At 68.4% G+C, this 17,776-nt stretch carries 24 protein-coding genes; 2 read left to right on the plus strand and 22 right to left on the minus strand.

Annotation, left to right across the window (positions count from 1 at the left end):
- Positions 1-86: 86 nt before the first annotated feature.
- Together H8N03_RS16315 and H8N03_RS16320 are read left to right on the plus strand one after the other, a co-directional pair.
- Positions 87-1,352, plus strand: a complete 1,266-nt coding sequence (locus tag H8N03_RS16315) for a nucleotidyl cyclase domain-containing protein (protein WP_187077263.1) — start codon at positions 87-89, stop codon at positions 1,350-1,352.
- A gap of 70 nt (positions 1,353-1,422) precedes the next feature.
- The gene (locus H8N03_RS16320) at positions 1,423-2,592 is read left to right on the plus strand and encodes a S1C family serine protease (protein ID WP_187077264.1); all 1,170 of its coding nucleotides are present in this window, start codon (positions 1,423-1,425) and stop codon (positions 2,590-2,592) included.
- Between the two features lie 200 nt (positions 2,593-2,792).
- Here H8N03_RS16320 and tatC read toward each other — a convergent pair whose 3' ends face one another.
- The 22 genes from tatC to mlaD all read right to left on the minus strand — a co-directional run bounded on the left by tatC (position 2,793) and on the right by mlaD (position 17,710).
- Complete coding sequence (gene tatC / locus H8N03_RS16325; protein ID WP_187077265.1) at positions 2,793-3,587, minus strand: twin-arginine translocase subunit TatC; 795 nt, start codon at positions 3,585-3,587, stop codon at positions 2,793-2,795.
- Positions 3,588-3,621: 34 nt separating this feature from the next.
- On the minus strand, positions 3,622-4,083 hold the full coding sequence (gene tatB, locus H8N03_RS16330; protein ID WP_187077266.1) for a Sec-independent protein translocase protein TatB: 462 nt from the start codon (positions 4,081-4,083) through the stop codon (positions 3,622-3,624).
- A 14-nt stretch (positions 4,084-4,097) separates the two neighbouring features.
- Entirely contained in the window at positions 4,098-4,349 is a 252-nt protein-coding gene (gene tatA / locus H8N03_RS16335) for a Sec-independent protein translocase subunit TatA (RefSeq protein ID WP_187077267.1), read from the minus strand.
- Between the two features lie 65 nt (positions 4,350-4,414).
- Entirely contained in the window at positions 4,415-4,774 is a 360-nt protein-coding gene (locus H8N03_RS16340; RefSeq protein WP_187077518.1) for a histidine triad nucleotide-binding protein, read from the minus strand.
- A gap of 11 nt (positions 4,775-4,785) precedes the next feature.
- Positions 4,786-5,148, minus strand: coding sequence for a DUF4870 family protein (locus H8N03_RS16345; RefSeq protein ID WP_187077268.1), 363 nt, complete (start codon positions 5,146-5,148; stop codon positions 4,786-4,788).
- Between the two features lie 19 nt (positions 5,149-5,167).
- Complete coding sequence (locus H8N03_RS16350; RefSeq protein ID WP_187077269.1) at positions 5,168-5,530, minus strand: phosphoribosyl-ATP diphosphatase; 363 nt, start codon at positions 5,528-5,530, stop codon at positions 5,168-5,170.
- Between the two features lie 6 nt (positions 5,531-5,536).
- Entirely contained in the window at positions 5,537-5,926 is a 390-nt protein-coding gene (hisI, locus tag H8N03_RS16355; RefSeq protein WP_187077270.1) for a phosphoribosyl-AMP cyclohydrolase, read from the minus strand.
- A 38-nt stretch (positions 5,927-5,964) separates the two neighbouring features.
- Complete coding sequence (hisF, locus tag H8N03_RS16360; RefSeq protein WP_187077271.1) at positions 5,965-6,744, minus strand: imidazole glycerol phosphate synthase subunit HisF; 780 nt, start codon at positions 6,742-6,744, stop codon at positions 5,965-5,967.
- A 3-nt stretch (positions 6,745-6,747) separates the two neighbouring features.
- A complete protein-coding gene (hisA, locus tag H8N03_RS16365; protein ID WP_187077272.1) occupies positions 6,748-7,488 on the minus strand; it encodes a 1-(5-phosphoribosyl)-5-[(5-phosphoribosylamino)methylideneamino]imidazole-4-carboxamide isomerase in 741 nt (246 codons plus the stop codon).
- 49 nt (positions 7,489-7,537) lie between these two features.
- Complete coding sequence (gene hisH, locus H8N03_RS16370) at positions 7,538-8,191, minus strand: imidazole glycerol phosphate synthase subunit HisH (RefSeq protein WP_222623016.1); 654 nt, start codon at positions 8,189-8,191, stop codon at positions 7,538-7,540.
- Positions 8,188-8,775 carry an imidazoleglycerol-phosphate dehydratase HisB gene (gene hisB / locus H8N03_RS16375; protein ID WP_187077274.1) on the minus strand — a complete coding sequence of 196 codons (588 nt, stop codon included), beginning with the start codon at positions 8,773-8,775 and terminating at the stop codon, positions 8,188-8,190. Before hisB ends, hisH begins: the two co-directional genes overlap by 4 nt.
- Complete coding sequence (hisC, locus tag H8N03_RS16380) at positions 8,772-9,848, minus strand: histidinol-phosphate transaminase (protein ID WP_187077275.1); 1,077 nt, start codon at positions 9,846-9,848, stop codon at positions 8,772-8,774. Before hisC ends, hisB begins: the two co-directional genes overlap by 4 nt.
- 141 nt (positions 9,849-9,989) lie before the next feature.
- Positions 9,990-11,306 carry a histidinol dehydrogenase gene (gene hisD / locus H8N03_RS16385; RefSeq protein ID WP_187077276.1) on the minus strand — a complete coding sequence of 439 codons (1,317 nt, stop codon included), beginning with the start codon at positions 11,304-11,306 and terminating at the stop codon, positions 9,990-9,992.
- Positions 11,303-11,971 (minus strand): ATP phosphoribosyltransferase, encoded by a 669-nt coding sequence (gene hisG, locus H8N03_RS16390; RefSeq protein WP_187077277.1) that lies wholly within the window; start codon positions 11,969-11,971, stop codon positions 11,303-11,305. The genes hisD and hisG overlap by 4 nt, the downstream gene beginning before the upstream one ends.
- A complete protein-coding gene (gene murA, locus H8N03_RS16395) occupies positions 11,968-13,233 on the minus strand; it encodes a UDP-N-acetylglucosamine 1-carboxyvinyltransferase (protein WP_187077278.1) in 1,266 nt (421 codons plus the stop codon). The genes hisG and murA overlap by 4 nt, the downstream gene beginning before the upstream one ends.
- 6 nt (positions 13,234-13,239) lie before the next feature.
- Positions 13,240-13,482, minus strand: a complete 243-nt coding sequence (locus H8N03_RS16400) for a BolA family protein (RefSeq protein WP_187077279.1) — start codon at positions 13,480-13,482, stop codon at positions 13,240-13,242.
- Between the two features lie 5 nt (positions 13,483-13,487).
- Entirely contained in the window at positions 13,488-14,243 is a 756-nt protein-coding gene (locus H8N03_RS16405; protein WP_187077280.1) for an ABC transporter permease, read from the minus strand.
- A 133-nt stretch (positions 14,244-14,376) separates the two neighbouring features.
- Positions 14,377-15,297, minus strand: coding sequence for an ABC transporter ATP-binding protein (locus H8N03_RS16410; RefSeq protein ID WP_187077281.1), 921 nt, complete (start codon positions 15,295-15,297; stop codon positions 14,377-14,379).
- Between the two features lie 49 nt (positions 15,298-15,346).
- Positions 15,347-15,637 (minus strand): STAS domain-containing protein, encoded by a 291-nt coding sequence (locus tag H8N03_RS16415; RefSeq protein ID WP_187077282.1) that lies wholly within the window; start codon positions 15,635-15,637, stop codon positions 15,347-15,349.
- Positions 15,638-15,641: 4 nt separating this feature from the next.
- The gene (locus H8N03_RS16420) at positions 15,642-16,295 is read right to left on the minus strand and encodes an MlaC/ttg2D family ABC transporter substrate-binding protein (protein ID WP_187077283.1); all 654 of its coding nucleotides are present in this window, start codon (positions 16,293-16,295) and stop codon (positions 15,642-15,644) included.
- A gap of 102 nt (positions 16,296-16,397) precedes the next feature.
- The gene (locus H8N03_RS16425; RefSeq protein ID WP_187077284.1) at positions 16,398-17,228 is read right to left on the minus strand and encodes an MlaA family lipoprotein; all 831 of its coding nucleotides are present in this window, start codon (positions 17,226-17,228) and stop codon (positions 16,398-16,400) included.
- Positions 17,225-17,710 carry an outer membrane lipid asymmetry maintenance protein MlaD gene (gene mlaD / locus H8N03_RS16430; protein ID WP_187077285.1) on the minus strand — a complete coding sequence of 162 codons (486 nt, stop codon included), beginning with the start codon at positions 17,708-17,710 and terminating at the stop codon, positions 17,225-17,227. Before mlaD ends, H8N03_RS16425 begins: the two co-directional genes overlap by 4 nt.
- Between the last annotated feature and the right edge of the window lie 66 nt (positions 17,711-17,776).

Raw genomic sequence — 17,776 nt, forward strand, 5'->3', positions numbered from 1 at the left:
GAAAGAGGTCACAGCGATCAGGCCCCATTGTCCTATGCCCCGCGCGGCCGCCGGCCGCACCATCGGCGGCTTGCACAGGAGCGTCCATGGGCACGATCGCATTGGTGGTGTGGAGCATGGCGCTCGGCGCGATCGCCGCCGTGGGCCTCGCGCGGGCCGGCGACCTCTTCCGGCGGCCCGGTCCCGCGCAGCTGCGCGCGCTGGCCTTCCACCTGAGCGTGTTCCTGCTGGTGCTGGTCGAAAGCGGCGTGCTGCGGCAGCTGGCGCATCCCGGCCCGGAGCGGCTGCGCGTGCTGCAGGTGCTGGCCGGGCCGGTGTGCGTCGGCGTCTCCAGCTTCTGGATCCAGGGCTGGCTGGGCGCGGGTGAGCGCGACCGCCTCATGGCCGCGGTGCTGCGCGCTGCCGCCTTCGGCGTGCCGGCGGGCGGCGTGGCCGCGCTGTTGCTGCCGGGCGAGCTGCAGCTGCCCGCCGCGGCGCTGCTCTCGCTGCTGGGGAGCGGCCTCACGTGCTGGCTGACCGTCCGCGCCTGGACCATCGGCGACCGGCTCGCGCTGGTCATGGCGGGCGGCTGCGCGCTGACGCTGCCGGCCATCGCCGGCCTGTACGCCTTGGCCATGCACCGGGGCCCCTGGCCGCTGGCGGTGCACGTCGCGCTGGCCGTCGCCGCGGTCGGCAGCAACGCCGTCACCGGCCACGGCCTGTGGCGGCGCGCGCGCCGCGCCTGGCGCACGCGCGAGGGCGGCGCGACGGCCATCGATCCGGTGACCCAGGTCCACAGTTCCACGGCGCTGGTGCAGCAGCTGCTGGCCGCGCAGAAGCGGCGGCGCCGCACCGGCCGCGAAGGCGCGCTGCTGGCCGTCACCATCTTCGAGCCGGAGCGCATCGCCACGCTGGCGGGCAACGCGGCCCTCAACGAGGTCTGGATGACCCTGGCGGGGCGCATCCAGCGCCAGATCGGCCTGGTGAACCCGGTCGGGCGCTACTGGGACCGCTGCTTCGTCGGCCTCGTGGAGACCATCCCGGCCCGCCCCTGGCTGCGCACCATCGGCCTGCGCCTGGCAGGCACCTTGCGGCAGCCGGTGGAAGTCACCGGCCGCAACGGCGAGGCCATGCGGGTGCGCGTCGATTTCGGGGTGGGCGTCGTGCACCTGCGGCGCCGCCCCCTCGAAGTCGAGGACGTGCTGGACGAGGCGCAGCGCCTGGCCGAGGCGGCGCGGCAGATGCGCTCGCGTGCCGCCCTGGCGGACCCGCAGACGGGCGAGCCGGTGCCCGCGGAGCAGGCCAGCTTCCACGGCCGGCCGGCCCGGCCCCTGCTGCAGCCGGTGGCGGCCACGCAGCGCGCCGCCACCTGATCCGCGCCGCCCTGCGGCTGGCCCTCGCGCAGTCGCGCGGGCATACACTCGGGCTTTCCCAAGATACAACATGCGACGCTATTGGCTGGTGTTCTCCCAGGCCGTCACCGTGCTGCTGGCGGTCTACTTCGTGGTCCTGACGATGAAGCCGGAGTGGCTGCGCACCCGGCCGGTCACGACGGGCACCACCGGCGTCGCCCTGTCGGAGGCGCCCACGTCGGTCAACGCGCCTCCGCCCGCGGGCAGCTTCCGCGTCGCGGCCCAGCGGGCGTCGCAGGCCGTGGTGAGCATCAACACCAGCAAGGCGGCCGACCGCCCCTCGTCCAACGACCCGTGGTTCCGCTTCTTCTTCGGTGACCAGGGCTCGGTGCCGCAGAGCGGCCTGGGCAGCGGCGTGATCATCAGCCCGGACGGCTTCATCCTCACCAACAACCACGTGGTCGAGGGCGCCACCGAGATCGAGGTCGCCCTCAACGACAGCCGCAAGGCCCGCGCGCGCATCATCGGCACGGACCCCGAGACCGACCTCGCCATCCTCAAGATCAACCTGGAGCGCCTGCCGGTCATCACCCTCGGCAACTCCGACGCCCTGCAGGTGGGCGACCAGGTGCTGGCCATCGGCAACCCCTTCGGCGTCGGCCAGACCGTGACCAGCGGCATCGTGAGCGCGCTGGGGCGCAACCAGCTGGGCATCAACACCTTCGAGAACTTCATCCAGACCGACGCCGCCATCAACCCGGGCAACTCGGGCGGGGCGCTGGTGGACGTCAACGGCAACCTGATGGGGATCAACACCGCCATCTACTCGCGCTCGGGCGGCAGCATGGGCATCGGCTTCGCGATTCCCGTCTCCACGGCCAAGCTGGTGCTGGAGGGCATCGTCAAGGACGGCGTCGTCACCCGCGGCTGGATCGGCGTGGAGCCGGCCGACCTCTCGCCGGAGCTGATGGAGACCTTCGGCGTGAAGGCCCGCAAGGGCGTGCTGATCACCGGCGTCCTGCAGAACGGCCCCGCCGCGCAGGCCGGCATCCGCCCCGGCGACGTCGTGGTGCAGGTGGGCGGCAAGGACATCGCCAACGTCTCCGAACTCCTGACCTCGGTCGCCGCCCTCAAGCCCGGCATGGCCACGCAGTTCAAGCTGCAGCGCCGGGAGGACAACCTGGACGTCACGGTCACCCCCGGCAAGCGTCCGAAACCGCGCCAGGTGCCGCAGCAGCCGGGGTTGCCGCAGCAGCGCTGATCCGGCCGCAAAGGGCTGGGACGGACCGAGCCCTGTAGGCTGGGTTGCGCGGAGCGCACCCCAGCAACCCGCGCCGTTGCGAAAAGCTGGGGTGCCCTTCGGGCAACCCAGCCTCCGTACCCGCCAGGAAAGCAAATGCGGCGCAGTGCGCCGCATCTTCGAGGAAGCCGTGGGTTCCCGCCTCCGCGGGAACGACGGGATCAAGGCTTCGCCGCTTCGCCCTCTTCGTCCGGTGCCTTCGTGTGCCTGATGAAGATCTGCGCCGCCCAGATGCCCATTTCGTACAGCAGGCACATCGGGATCGCGAGCGCGAGTTGCGACACCACGTCGGGCGGCGTGATGACGGCGGCGATGATGAAGGCGAGGACCACGAAGTAGCCGCGGAATTCCTTCAGCTTCTCCACCGAGACGATGCCCATGCGCGCCAGCACCACCACCACGATCGGCACCTCGAAGGCGGCGCCGAAGGCGAGGAACATGGTGAGCACGAAGCTCAGGTAGGCCTCGATGTCCGGCGCGGCCGTGATGCTCTTGGGCGCGAAGCTCTGGATGAACGAGAAGACCTTCCCGAACACGAAGAAGTAGCAGAACCCCACCCCGATGAAGAACAGGATGGTGCTGGAGATCACCAGCGGCAGCACCAGCTTCTTCTCGTGCGAGTACAGGCCCGGCGCCACGAAGGCCCACACCTGCCACAGCACCACGGGCAGCGCGACCAGGAAGGCCGCCATCAGCAGGATCTTCAGCGGCACCACGAAGGGCGAGATCACCGAGGTGGCGATCAGGGTGGCGCCCTTGGGCAGGTGCGCCACGAGGGGCTGCGCCAGCAGGTCGTAGAGGGCGGCGGGACCCGGGTAGACGGCCAGCACCGCCGCGACGACGGCGATGGCGATGACGGCCTTGATCAGCCGGTCGCGCAGCTCGATCAGGTGCGCGACGAAGGGCTGCTCGGTGCCGGCCAGCTCGTCTTCCTGGTCGTTCGGTGTTGTGGACATAGGGGAACGGCCGCCGGCGCTGCCGGCCCCGCTTTCAGTTGAACTTCTGCGGGCGGTACTTTGCCACACGGGCCGCACCGGACAGCGCCCGGGTGCGCACGCCCGTGCGGGCCTTGTACCAGTGGGGCACGGCGCCCTGCTTCACGCGCCACTTCTTCTTCGGGTGCTTGTACTCGGGATAGGACGGCGAAGCGTCGGGCAGCGCATCCTGCGCGGTGGACGTCGCGTCCTGCCACTGCTTCTCGAAGTCGGACGCGGCGGTGGACACGGAGCTCTCGACGTCGCGGGCCGCGCTCTCCACCGTCTCCTTCATCTTCTTGAGCTCGTCGAGCTCCATGGAGCGGTTGACTTCGGCCTTGACGTCGTTCACGTAGCGCTGGGCCTTGCCCAGCAGCGTGCCCACCGTCCGCGCGACGCGCGGCAGTTTCTCCGGCCCGATCACGATCAGGGCCACGGCGCCGATCAGCGCCATCTTGGACAGGCCGAGGTCGATCACTCAGGAACCGCGGATCAGGACTTGTTGCGGGCTTCGACGTCGATGGTGGTCTTGTCCGCGGGGGCGCCGGACGGACCCTGCGACGCGGTGACCTGCGACTGCGGCGGCACGGGAGTGTCCGGCTGGCTGCCGTCCTTCATGCCGTCCTTGAAACCCTTGACGGCGCCACCGAGGTCGGAGCCGATGTTCTTCAGCTTCTTGGTGCCGAAGACCAGCACCACGATCAACAGCACGACCAGCCAGTGCCAGATGGAAAAGGAACCCATGGATTACTCCTGTTTACTGCTCGGATTCTAGTCGGGCTGGGAAGTTCGCCCCGTGTGGGAACTGCTCAGCCCTTCAGCCAGGGCCGCGGCCCGCCGATGACGTGGAAGTGCACGTGCGGCACTTCCTGTCCGCCGTCCGCGCCCGTGTTGCACACGATGCGGAAGCCGCCTTCCGGGTACGGCCGGCAGCCTTCCTGCTGCGCGAGCTTCGGCACGAGCGTCATGATCCTGCCCAGCACCGCGGCGTGCCGCTCCTCGACGTGCGCCATCGACGTGACGTGCTCCTTGGGGATCAGCAGGAAGTGCACCGGCGCCCAGGGGTGGATGTCGTGGAAGGCGAGGACGTCCTCGTCCTCGTACACCTTCTTCGAGGGGATCTTCCCCTCGACGATCTTGCAGAAGATGCAGTTCGGGTCGTGGTTCATGGCCGCGGGACTCAATCGGGATAGCGATTGTCGTTGAAGCGCAGCCAGCCGCGCAGGCAGCGGTACAGGTACCAGGCGCCGATGAGCGTGTACGCGATCGCGCCGGGGAAGACGAAGAGCAGCCACAGCGGCGACGTGATCAGCAGCCACAGCAGCGTCCACCACACGGTGCGGATCATGTAGCTGTGGTGCGCCACGTAGCGGGCGTCGGTCTCGTCCGCGCGCTTGACGTAGTGCACGACCAGCGCGATCAGCGAGAGGCTCCAGAGCGTGAACGGCGCCACCGTGTGCATGCCGTACAGGACGTGCATCACGGTGCGGCGGCCCGGGTTGCCGTTGTCGTCTTCGAGCGTCACGTAGTCGGTTTCCGCCATGGCAACCCCCAGGAGAGTCTCATTCGCCCCCGGCCTCGCGGGCCTGCGCCTTGCGCAGGGCCTTCTCCTCCAGCCCGGAGAGGCCCTCGCGCCGCTGCAGTTCCGCGATCACGTCCGCCGGCTTCAGGCCGTAGTGCGCCAGCGCGATCATGCTGTGGAACCAGAGGTCGGCCACTTCGCCGACCAGCTTCTTCGGGTCGCCGCCCTGGTCGCAATCCTTGGCGGCCATGACGACCTCGGTCGCCTCCTCGCCGATCTTCTTCAGGAACGCGTCGGGCCCCTTGTGCAGCAGCCGCGCGACGTAGCTCGCGTCGGGATCGCCGCCGTTGGCGGGCTTGCGGCTTTCGATGACGTCGGCCAGGCGGGCCAGGGGATCGCTCATGTCTCGCTACTTGTAGATGGTGGACGGGTCCTTCAAGACCGGCTCCACGGATTGCCACTGCCCGTCGCGCCAGAGCTGGAAGAAGCAGCTGTGGCGGCCCGTGTGGCAGGCGATGGAGGGGTCGTGCCCGAGCTGCGTCACCTTGAGCAGCAGCACGTCGTTGTCGCAGTCCATGCGGATCTCGTGCACCTGCTGCACGTGGCCGGACTCCTCGCCCTTGAACCACAGCTTGCCGCGCGAGCGGCTGAAATACACCGCGCGACCGAGTTCGGCCGTCTTCTGCAGCGCCGCGCGGTCCATCCAGGCGAACATGAGCACGTCGCCGGTCTTCGCTTCCTGGGCGATCACCGGGACGAGCCCCTGGGCGTCCCACTTGACTTCATCGAGCCAGTCCATGGCCCGATTGTCCCACGACACGCCGCCGCGATCCGCGCTCAGGTGCGGACCGGGATGCCCCGCTCCGCCATCCGCGCCTTCGCCTGGGCGACGGTGTACTCGCCGTAGTGGAAGATGCTGGCGGCCAGCACGGCGTCGGCGCCGCCCTGCTGGATGCCGTCGGCGAGGTGATCGAGGTTGCCGACGCCGCCGGAGGCGATCACCGGCACCGGCACGGCATCGCTCACCGCGCGGGTGAGCGCGAGGTCGAAGCCGGACTTCGTGCCGTCGCGGTCCATGCTGGTGAGCAGGATCTCGCCGGCGCCGCGCTTCGCCATCTCGGTGGCCCAGGCGACGGCGTCCAGGCCCGTGTTGCGGCGGCCCCCGTGCGTGTAGACGTCCCAGCCCGGGCCGCGGGTGGCGGCGTCCTCGGCGCTGCGGCGCTTGGCGTCGATGGCCACCACGATGCACTGCGCGCCGTACTTGGCGGACGCCGCCGAGATGATGTCGGGGTTGGCCACCGCGGCGGAGTTGAAGCTGGTCTTGTCCGCGCCCGCGTTCAGCAGGCGGCGCACGTCTTCCACCGTGCGCACGCCACCACCGACGGTCAGGGGGATGAACACCTGCGAGGCCACGGCCTCGATGATGTGCAGGATCAGGTCGCGCCCGTCGCTGGTGGCGGTGATGTCCAGGAAAGTGAGTTCGTCGGCGCCCTGCTCGTTGTAGCGCGCGGCGATCTCCACCGGGTCGCCCGCATCGCGCAGTTCCACGAAGTTGACGCCCTTGACGACCCGGCCGCCGGTGACGTCCAGGCAGGGGATGATGCGCTTGGCGAGCAAGGACTATTCCTTGAGTTCGTCGGCCCGCGCCTGCGCCTGGGCGAAGTCCAGGTCGCCCGAGTAGATCGCGCGGCCGCAGATCACGCCCTCGATGCCTTCGTCTTCCACGGCGCACAGGGCCTCGATGTCCTGCATGGAGGACAGGCCGCCGGAGGCGATGACCGGGATCGTCAGGGCCTGCGCCAGCTTCACCGTGGCGTCGACGTTGATGCCCGTGAGCATGCCGTCGCGGCCGATGTCGGTGTAGATGATGGATTCGACGCCCCAGTCCTCGAACTTCTTCGCGAGGTCCACCACTTCGTGGCCGGTCAGTTTGCTCCAGCCGTCGGTGGCCACCTTGCCGTCCTTCGCATCGAGGCCGACGATGATGTGGCCGCCGAAGGCCGTGCAGGCGTCCTTCAGGAAACCGGGGTTCTTCACGGCGGCGGTGCCGATGATCACGTAGCGCAGGCCGCCGTCGATGTACTTCTCGATGGTGTCGAGGTCGCGGATGCCGCCCCCGAGCTGCACGGGGATGTCGTCACCGACGGCCTTGAGGATGGAGCGCACGGCGGCGTAGTTCACCGGCTTGCCGGCGAACGCGCCGTTCAGGTCCACCAGGTGCAGGCGACGGGCGCCGCGGTCCAGCCAGGTCTTCGCCATCGCGGCGGGGTCCTCGCTGAACGTGGTGGCCTGGTCCATGTCGCCCTGCTTCAGGCGTACGCAGTGGCCGTCTTTCAGGTCGATCGCGGGAATCAGGAGCATGGGGGGTGTGCTGCAGGGACTGGAGGACGGGAGACCGCTTCCTGGGCGATCAGGGATTCCAGTGCAGGAAGTTGCGATAGAGGGTGAGCCCCTGGTCGGCGCTTTTCTCGGGGTGGAACTGGGTCGCAAAAATATTATCGCGGCCCACGGCACAGGTAAAGCGCACGCCGTACTCGGATTCCCCGATGCTGTGGCGTGCCTCGGACGGCCGCGCGTAGAAGGAATGCACGAAGTAGAAGAAGCTGTCGTCGGGAATGCCCGCCCACATGGGGTGCGGCTGCGCCTGGCGCACGCGGTTCCAGCCCATTTGCGGCACCTTGTAGCGGCTGCCATCGGGCTGGAGGCGCCCTTCGAGCTGGAAGCGCACCACCTCCCCGGGGATCAGCCCCAGGCCGGCGGTCGGGCCTTCCTCGCTGCGATCCAGCAGCATCTGCATGCCCACGCACACCCCGAAGAGCGGCTTGGTGGCGGCGGCCTCGAGCACGGATTCCAGCAGGCCGGACTCGCGCAGCTCGCGCATGCAGTCCGGCATGGCCCCCTGCCCCGGCAGCACCACGCGTTCGGCCGCGCGCACCTCTTCGGGGCGGGAGGTCACGATGGCCGTGATGGTGGGGTCCTGCGCGGCGACGTGCATGACCGCCTGCGAGACCGACCGGAGGTTGCCCATGCCGTAGTCCACCACGGCGACGACACGACGGGTCAAAGGCTGCCCTTCGTCGAAGGAATGGTGCCCGCCGCCCGCGGATCGAGCTCCGCCGCGAAGCGCAGCGCCCGGGCGAAGGCCTTGAACACCGTCTCGCACTGGTGGTGGGCGTTCTCGCCGCGCAGGTTGTCGATGTGCAGCGTCACGAAGGCGTGGTTGGCGAAGCCCTGGAAGAACTCGTGGGCCAGCTGGGTGTCGAAGGTGCCGATCATGCCGCTCTTGAACGGCACGTTCATGATCAGGCCGGGACGGCCGGAGAAGTCCAGCACCACGCGGGACAGCGCCTCGTCCAGCGGCACGTAGGCGTGCCCGTAGCGGCGGATGCCCTTCTTGTCGCCGATCGCCTTGTAGACCGCCTGGCCCAGGGTGATGCCGACGTCCTCCACGGTGTGGTGGCCGTCGATGTGCAGGTCGCCCTCGGCGTGGATGTCCAGGTCGATCAGGCCATGCCGGGCGATCTGGTCCAGCATGTGGTCGAAGAAGCCGATGCCGGTGGCGAGCTTCGCCTGGCCGGTGCCATCGAGGTTGACCCGGACGGTGATCTTGGTTTCCGCGGTGTTGCGGGTGACTTCGGCGGTTCTCATAGGGTGGATTGCAGGGCGGACAGCATCTGCGTGTTCTCGTCGGGCGTCCCGACGGTCAGGCGCAGGCAGCCGGCCAGCAATGGGTGCATTCTAGAAACGTTCTTGACGAGCACCTTGCGGGCCTTCATGCCCTCGAAGCTGGCGGCGGGGTCGGGCACGCGCACCAGGATCATGTTGGCGTCGCTGGGCCACGACTTCAGGCCCATTTCCTCCAGGGCGGACTGCAGGCGCGAGCGCTCCTTCTTCAGGTCCGCCGCCTGGGCGGCGAAAACGTCCTCGTGCTCCAGCGCGAAGAGCGCCGCCTCGGCGTTCAGCACGCTGATGTTGTAGGGCGGGCGCACCTTGTCCACCTCGTGGATCAGCCGCTCGGGGCCCATCATGTAGCCGATGCGCACGCCGGCCAGGCCGAACTTGCTCAAGGTGCGCATCAGGAGCACGTGTTCGTGCCTCGTCACGCGATCGAGGTAGCTGCGGCTGGCGAAAGGCTGGTAGGCCTCGTCGATCACCACCAGTCCGGGCGCGGCTTCCACGATCTTCTCGATCGTGCCGTCGTTCCAGAGGTTGGCCGTCGGGTTGTTCGGGTAGGCCAGGTAGACGATGGCGGGCTGGTGCAGCGCGATCGCGTCCAGCATGGCCTTCTCATCGAGCTCGAAGTCGGGCGTGAGGTCCACCCCTGCGAACTTCAGGCCCTGCAGCTGCGCGCTCATGCCGTACATGACGAAACCGGGGACCGGCGCCAGGATGGTGGCGCCCGGCACGTCGCAGGCCATGGCCAGCAGCGAGATCAGTTCGTCCGAGCCGTTGCCCAGCATCAGGCCGAAGCCGGCGGGCAGCTTGGCGTGCTTCGCGAGCGCCTGCTTCAGGTCCTCGATGCGCTCGCCGGGGTAGCGGTTCAGGGCCACCGAGGCCAGCCGCTCGCCCAGCTCCCGCTGCAACGCAGGCGGCAGCCGGTGCGGGTTCTCCATCGCATCCAGCTTGACCATGCCCCGCGAGTCCTGGATGGCATAGGCATGCATGCCCTGCACGTCCTGGCGGATGCGGGTGGCGATGAGGCGGTCGAGGCGGGCGGTCATGGACGGTGGGTACGGGTGCGGGGAAAAGAACGCAGAGGTCGCAAAGGTTCGCAGAGGTCGCAGAGAAACATCCGGGACAGGTCTTCTTCTCTGCGACCTCTGCGTTACCTCTGCGACCTCTGCGTTCTGTTGTTCGAAATACTACCTCTTCAGCCGAAGCTCCGCCGCGCGGGCGTGTGCTTGCAGGCCTTCGCCATAGGCCAATTCGGCGGCGATGGTGCCCAGGACCTGGGCGCCGGCTTCGCTGACCTCGATGAGGCTGCTGCGCTTCTGGAAGTCGTAGACGCCCAGCGGGCTGGAGAAGCGCGCCGTGGTGCTGGTGGGCAGCACGTGGTTGGGGCCGGCACAGTAGTCGCCCAGCGACTCGCTGGTGTACGCGCCCAGGAAGATCGCGCCGGCGTGGCGCAGCAGCGGCTCCCAGCGGTGCGGGTCGCGGCTGGCGATCTCCAGGTGCTCGGGGGCGATGCGGTTGCTGATCTCGCAGGCTTCTTCCATCGAGCGCGTGTGGATCAGCGCCCCGCGGCCCGTGAGGGACTTGGCGATGATCTCCGCGCGCGGCATCTCGCCCAGCATGCGGTCGATGGCCGCCTGCACCTGCTCGATGTAGTTCGCGTCGGGGCACAGCAGGATGCTCTGCGCCAGCTCGTCGTGCTCCGCCTGCGAGAACAGGTCCATGGCCACCCAGTCCGGCGGCGTGGTGCCGTCGGCCAGCACCAGGATCTCGCTGGGGCCGGCGATCATGTCGATGCCCACCTGGCCGAAGACGCGGCGCTTGGCGGCGGCGACGTAGGCGTTGCCGGGGCCGGTGACCTTGTCGACGCGCGGAACGGTCTCGGTGCCGTACGCGAGCGCTGCCACGGCCTGCGCGCCGCCGATCGTGAAAACGCGGGTCACGCCTGCCACGTGCGCCGCCGCGAGCACCAGCGGGTTCTTCTCGCCGCGCGGCGTGGGCACCACCATGATGATCTCGCCGACGCCGGCGACGTGCGCCGGAATCGCGTTCATCAGCACCGAAGACGGGTACGCCGCCTTGCCACCGGGCACGTAGATGCCGACGCGGTCCAGCGGCGTCACCTTCTGGCCCAGGAGCGTGCCGTCCTCGTCGCGGTAGCTCCAGCTCTCGCCGGAGGCCTTGCGCTGCGCCACGTGGTAGCTGCGCACGCGCTGCGCGGCGGATTCCAGCGCCGCGCGCTGCCTGGGCGGCAGGCCGTCGAAAGCGGCCTTCAGCTCGGACGGCTTCAGCTGCAGGTCCGCCATGGCGGCCGCCTGCATGTCGAAGCGGTTCGTGTACTCCAGCACCGCGGCGTCGCCGCGCTTGCGCACGTCCTCGAGGATGTCGGCGACGGCCTGCTCGATGCCAGCATCCGTGTCCGCCGACCAATGCAGGCGCGCCGCCAGCGCGGCGTCGAAGCCGCTGTCGGTGGTGGCGAGGCGCAGGGGACGGGCAGGGAGGGTCATTTCTGGGAGGCTGCGACGGTTTTCGAAAAGACGTCGATCAGGTGGCGGATGGGTTCCTGCTTCAGCTTGAGCGCGGCCTGGTTCACCACCAGGCGGGAGCTGATGTCCATGATGCGCTCCACTTCGACGAGGTTGTTGGCCTTGAGCGTGCCGCCGGTCGACACCAGGTCGACGATGGCATCGGCCAGGCCCGTCAGCGGCGCCAGCTCCATGGAGCCATAGAGCTTGATGAGGTCGACGTGCACGCCCTTGGCCGCGAAGAAGTCGCGCGCGATGCTCACGTACTTGGTGGCGACCTTCAGGCGCGAGCCCTGGCGGACCGCGGAGGCGTAGTCGAAGTCCGCGCGCACCGCCACGCTGACGCGGCACTTGGCGATCTGCAGGTCCAGCGGCTGGTACAGGCCCTGGCCGCCGTGCTCGATCAAGGTGTCCTTGCCGGTCACGCCGAGGTCCGCGCCGCCGTACTGGACGTACGTGGGGACGTCGGTGGCGCGCACGAGCACCACCTGGAGATTCGGATCACTCGTGCCGATGATCAGCTTGCGCGACTTCTCCGGGTCCTCCAAAACCGAAATCCCTGCGGCTTTCAGGAGCGGCAGGGTTTCGTCGAAGATGCGCCCCTTGGAGAGGGCCAGGGTAATGGCGGGCTTGCCCGCAGGGTTCATTTCACTCTTTCGATATCGGCGCCGAGCTGCGTGAGTTTCGCTTCCATTTGCTCGTAGCCACGGTCGAGATGGTAAATCCGATCGACCAGGGTCTCGCCGTCGGCCACCAGGCCGGCGATGACCAGGCTGGCGGAAGCGCGCAGGTCGGTGGCCATGACCGTGGCGCCGGAGAGCTTCTCCACGCCGTGGCTGATGGCGACCTTGCCGTCCACGTCGATGCGCGCACCCATGCGCATCAGCTCGCTGACGTGCATGAAGCGGTTCTCGAAGATGGTCTCGGTGATCTTGGCGTCCCCCTCGGAGATGCAGTTCAGCGCCATGAACTGCGCCTGCATGTCGGTGGGGAAGCCGGGGTATTCGGTGGTCTTGAAGCTCTGGGCTTCCAGGCGCCCCTGCGAGCGCACGCGGATGCCGCCCTCGACGGATTCCACCTGCGCGCCCGCGGCGATGAGCAGGTCGATCACGGCGCCCAGGTGCTCGGCGCGGCCGTCCTTCAGGAACACGTCGCCGCCGGTGGCCGCGACGGCGCACAGGAAGGTGCCGCACTCGATGCGGTCGGCCACCACGCTGTGCGTGGCGCCATGCAGCTTCTCCACGCCCTCGATCCGGATGCGGCCGGTGCCGTGGCCCTCGACCTTCGCGCCCATCGCGATCAGCATCTCGCCGAGGTCGGTGATCTCGGGCTCCATCGCCGGGTTCTCGAGGATGGTCTCGCCCTCGGCCAGCGCCGCGGCCATCATGAAGTTCTCGGTGCCGGTGACCGTGATCATGTCGGTGCGGATGTGCGCGCCCTTCAGGCGCGTCCAGCCCTTGGGCAGCTTGGCGATCATGTAGCCGTGCTCGATCACGATCTCGGCGCCCATCTTCTGCAGGCCCTTGATGTGCTGGTCCACGGGGCGCGCGCCGATCGCGCAGCCGCCCGGCAGCGACACCGTCGCTTCGCCGAAGCGCGCGAGCAGCGGGCCGAGCGCGAGCACGGAGGCGCGCATGGTCTTCACCATCTCGTACGGCGCTTCCGGGAAGTGCAGCTCGCTGGAGTCGAGGCGTACGGTGCCGTCCGGACTGAATTCGGCGGTCGCGCCCATGTTGCGGATGAGCTTGAGCATCGTCGCCACGTCCTGCAGGCGCGGGATGTTCTTCAGCGTCATCGGCTCGGCGGTCAGCAGTGCCGCACAGAGTTCCGGCAGGGCGGCGTTCTTGGCGCCCGAAATGCGCACTTCGCCGTTCAGCGGCCGGCCGCCGCGAATCAGGAGCTTGTCCATGGGCCTTTAGCGAGGTTGGGCCTGCCACTCGGCGGGCGTGAATGTCTTCATCGACAAGGCATGTACCTCGTCGGTGTGCATTCTCGCACCGAGGGTGGCGTAGACGCGCTGGTGCCGCTGGATAGGACGCAAACCGGCGAACTCGGCTGACACGATCACCGCCGACCAATGGCGGCCGTCGCCGTCGACCTCGATGTGTTCACAGGCGAGGCCGGAGGCGATGAGGGAGCGGAGTTGGTCGGCAGTCATGGGGTTCAGCCTCGGATCTTGTAGCCGATGCGCAGGAGGTGGACAGCGATCGCGCTCACCGCCAGCATCGCCGTGCCGACGATCGCCAGGCTGAGCCAGGGCGACACGTCGCTCACGCCGAAGAAGCCGTAGCGGAAGCCGTCGATCATGTAGAAGAAGGGGTTGAGGTGCGACACGCGCTGCCAGAACTCGGGCAGCGAATGGATGGAATAGAACACGCCGGAGAGGAACGTCATCGGCATCACGATGAAGTTCTGGAAGGCAGCCATCTGGTCGAACTTCTCGGCCCAGAGCCCCGCGATGACGCCGAGCGTGCCGAGCATGCCCGCGCCCAGCACCGCGAAGACGAGGATCCACAGCGGCGCCGCGAAGCTCACGTGCGTGAACCACACGGTGACGATGAAGACACCCAGCCCCACGCACAGCCCCCGGGCGACGGAGGCGCCCACGTAGGCGATGAACCAGCTCCAGTGCGACAAGGGAGTCAGCAGCACGAACACGAGGTTGCCCGTGATCTTGCTCTGGATCAGCGAGGAGGAACTGTTGGCGAAAGCGTTCTGCAGCACGCTCATCATCACCAGCCCCGGCACGAGGAAAGCCGTGTAGCTGATCTGGTCGTAGACCTTCACGCGGTCCGACAGCACGTGGCCGAAGATCAGGAGGTACAGCAACGCCGTGAGCACGGGCGCGGCGACGGTCTGGAAGCTGACCTTCCAGAAGCGCAGGACTTCCTTGTACAGGAGTGTCTGCCAGCCGGTCATGGACAAGCCCTCGAGCAACCGGAAATGGAACGCAGAGGTCGCAGAGACAGCGCAGAGGTCGCAGAGGAATACCTTTCCACGCACTTCCTCTGCGACCTCTGCGCGACCTTTGCGACCTCTGCGTTCATTCTTCTCATGCGACCACCTTGCCCCGCTCCGCCGTCATCACGTCCAGGAACACGTCCTCGAGGTCGGGCTTGCGGATCTCGACGTCCTCCACGCGCAGGCCTGCCTGCCGGATCACGGCCAGGTGCTGTTCGATCTCGTGCGCGTCGTGCGCGGGCAGTTGCACGATGCGGCCCGTCACGCGGGCCTTGCCTTCGAACTCCTGCGGCAGGGCCCCATCGAGCTTGAAGCGCAGCACGTTGCTCGAAGCCGCCTTCAACAGGTCGCTGGTGCGCTCCAGCGCGACGACCTTGCCGGTCTTGAGCATGGCGATGCGGCTGCACAGGGCCTCCGCTTCCTCCAGGTAGTGCGTGGTGAGCAGCACGGTGTGGCCTTCGCGGTTCAGGCGCGCGATGAACTGCCACAGCGTCTGGCGCAGTTCCACGTCCACCCCCGCCGTCGGTTCGTCCAGCACGATCACGGGCGGCCGGTGCACGAGGGCCTGCGCGACGAGCACGCGCCGCTTCATGCCGCCGGAGAGCTGGCGCATGTTGGACCCGGCCTTGTCCGCCAGACCGAGGCTCGCGAGCAGTTCGTCGATCCAGGCGTCGTTGTCCTTCACGCCGAAGTAGCCGGACTGGATGCGCAGCGCTTCGCGCACCGTGAAGAAGGGGTCGAACACCAGCTCCTGCGGCACCACGCCCAGTTGCCGGCGGGCGTCCGCGTATTCCTGCTGGACGTCCTTGCCGTGCACGAGCACGCGGCCGGAGGTCGCGCGCGCGAGGCCGGCCAGGATGCTGATCAGGGTGGTCTTGCCCGCGCCGTTCGGCCCGAGCAGGCCGAAGAACTCGCCCTCCTCGATGTCGAAGGAGACGCCATCCAGCGCCTGGAACTTGCCGCGTGCGGTGCTGTAGGTCTTGGAGACGGACTGGAAGGAGATGGCGGGCATGGGGAACCCGCGATTTTACGGCGCGGCCCTTCCCGCCGCCCGCGAGGGGTCAGCCCGCGACCGGGGTGGCAGCGGTTTCGGGCAGGAGTTCGGCCACGCCGTACAGCGTGGCGAGCGCGCGCAGCCGCGGGTGCATGTGGCTCACCGCGAACTGCTTGCCCAGCGCCAGTGCCTCGCGCCGGCATTCCAGCAGCACGGCGAGCGCCGAGGAGTCGAAGTCGCGCAGGGCCGAGGCATCGGCCACCGCCTCGCGACCCGGCTCCGAGCGCAGCGCCTGCGCCAGCATGCGGCAGCAGGCGGTGGCCTGGGCATGGGTCAGTTCGGCGGGGAGCACCAGCACGCCGTCAGCCCTTCTTGCCGGCGTTGGCGACGTTGGCCCGGTTGCGCTCGGCGAGCGAGGCGATCAGGCCGTCGATGCCCTTGGCGTTGACTTCCTGCGCGAACTGGCTGCGGTAGGTCTCGACCAGCCACACGCCCAGCACGTTCAGGTTGTAGATCTTCCAGCCGGCGCCCTGGCCCGGCGTCTTCTCCAGGCGGTATTCCAGCTGGATCGGCTCGCCGCGGCCGCGGATCTCGCTGCGCACGAGGACGTCGGTGTCGGTCGGCTCCGCGCGCAGGGGCTTCATCGTGATCTGCTCGTTCGACACCTGCGACAGCGCGCCGGAGTAGGTGCGCACCAGCAGCAGCTTGAACTCGTCCTGCAGGCGCTGGCGCTGTTCCGGCGTGGCCTGGCGCCAGGCCGGGCCCACGGCGCCGGCGGTCATGCGCTGGAAGTTCACGTTCGGCATGATCTTGGCGTCGACCACCTTCATGATGTGGTCGATGTTGCCGGACTGGACGTTCTTGTCCGTCTTGATCGTGGCCAGCACGTCGTCGGAGAGACGCTTGATGAAGGCATCCGGCGCCTCGTCGGCGGCATGCGCCAGCGGCGCCAGGCCCGCGAAGAGGCTGGTGGCAAACACGGCCGCCGCGAGGCGGCCCAGGGTACGTCGGTTCATCTCTGTCCTTTCAGCCGGGCCGAAGCCCGGAGCTCCCGTTTGGAACACTGCAGTTTCCCAAGGTTCAGCAGGGGCTGCTGGCCATCGCAACAGCGTGCAACCTCAGCGGGCCGGAGGCGCCTTGGGCGGCTCGTCGTCCACCGGAGGCAATTTGCCGGCGTTGGGATCGCCGTCCTGCCCCTTGCCGTCGTCCCGCCGCAGGATCTGCAGCTTCGGCAGGCCGGGCGGGACCTCGCCGTCCTCGGTCTGGTCGTACACCTCCGCGCGGCGGCGCTGCAGGTAGGCATCGCGCGTGAAGGAATACTTGTCCAGCGCCGCCTCTTCCAGCACGGAGCTCACGCGCAGCAGGTTGGACCGCGTGTCCACCGCCCGCACGCCGTAGGTCACGTTGCGCACGTCGATCGGGCGCACCTCGCTCAGGAGGTCCGCCTTCCAGTCCACCGGCAGGGCGACCGTGTCGCGCAGCGTGGAGGGGCCGAGCAGGGGCAGCACGATGTACGGGCCGGCCGGGACGCCCCAGCGGCCCAGGGTCTGGCCGAAGTCCTCGCGATGGCGCTCGATGTTGACGTCGCTCGCGATGTCGAAGACGCCGAACACCCCGAACATCGTGTTCAGGTGGAAGCGGGCGAAGTTCTCCTCGGCGTCCTGCAGCCGGAACTGCAGCAGGCTGTTCACGGCCGACCAGGCGTCGCCCAGGTTGCCGAAGAAGTTGGACACGCCGGTGCGCACGAGCGGCGGCACCTTCTCGCGGTACAGCGTGGCCACGGGCTTGAGCACCACGTTGTCCACGCCTTCGTTGAACTTGTGCGTCTGGCGGTTCAGCGGCTCGAGCGGGTCGCGCGGGTTGGACTTGGGCGTGCTCGCGCAGCCGGCCAGCGCCCCGGCGAGCGCCAGGACGGCGAACGTGCGCGTTGCCGAGCGAGGTGTCTTCATTTCTTGTTCGCGGCGGCTGGGGCCGGGCCCTCAGCCGCCTTGTTGTAGAGGAATTGTCCGATCAGGTTTTCGAGGACGACCGCGGATTGCGTGCTGTTGATCGTATCGCCCGCGGCGAGGTTCTTGTCGTCGGCGCCCGCCTCGATCCCGATGTACTGCTCGCCCAGCAGGCCGCTGGTCAGGATCTTCAGCGAGCTGTCCTTGGGGAATTGATACCTGCTTTCCAGCGCCATCGTGACGCTCGCACGAAACGATTTGTCATCGAACGTGATGGATTCCACACGGCCGACCACGACGCCCGCGCTCTTGACCGCGGCGCGCGGCTTGAGCCCGCCGATGTTGTCGAAGCGTGCGTTCAGGTTGTACGTCGGCTGGAAGCTCAGCGTGAGCAGGTTGGCCGCCTGCAGGGCCAGGAACACCAGCGCGGCGGCGCCGACGAGGACGAAGAGCCCCACCCAGACGTCGTTCTTGTTGCGCTCCATATCAAACTCTCCTCGTTACTACTACCGGCACTGCACCCAAGCCTCCGCAGCCGAACCCAGTGCCGC

It is taken from the genome of Ramlibacter cellulosilyticus (genome assembly GCF_014297465.1).
Taxonomy (GTDB): domain Bacteria; phylum Pseudomonadota; class Gammaproteobacteria; order Burkholderiales; family Burkholderiaceae_C; genus Ramlibacter; species Ramlibacter cellulosilyticus.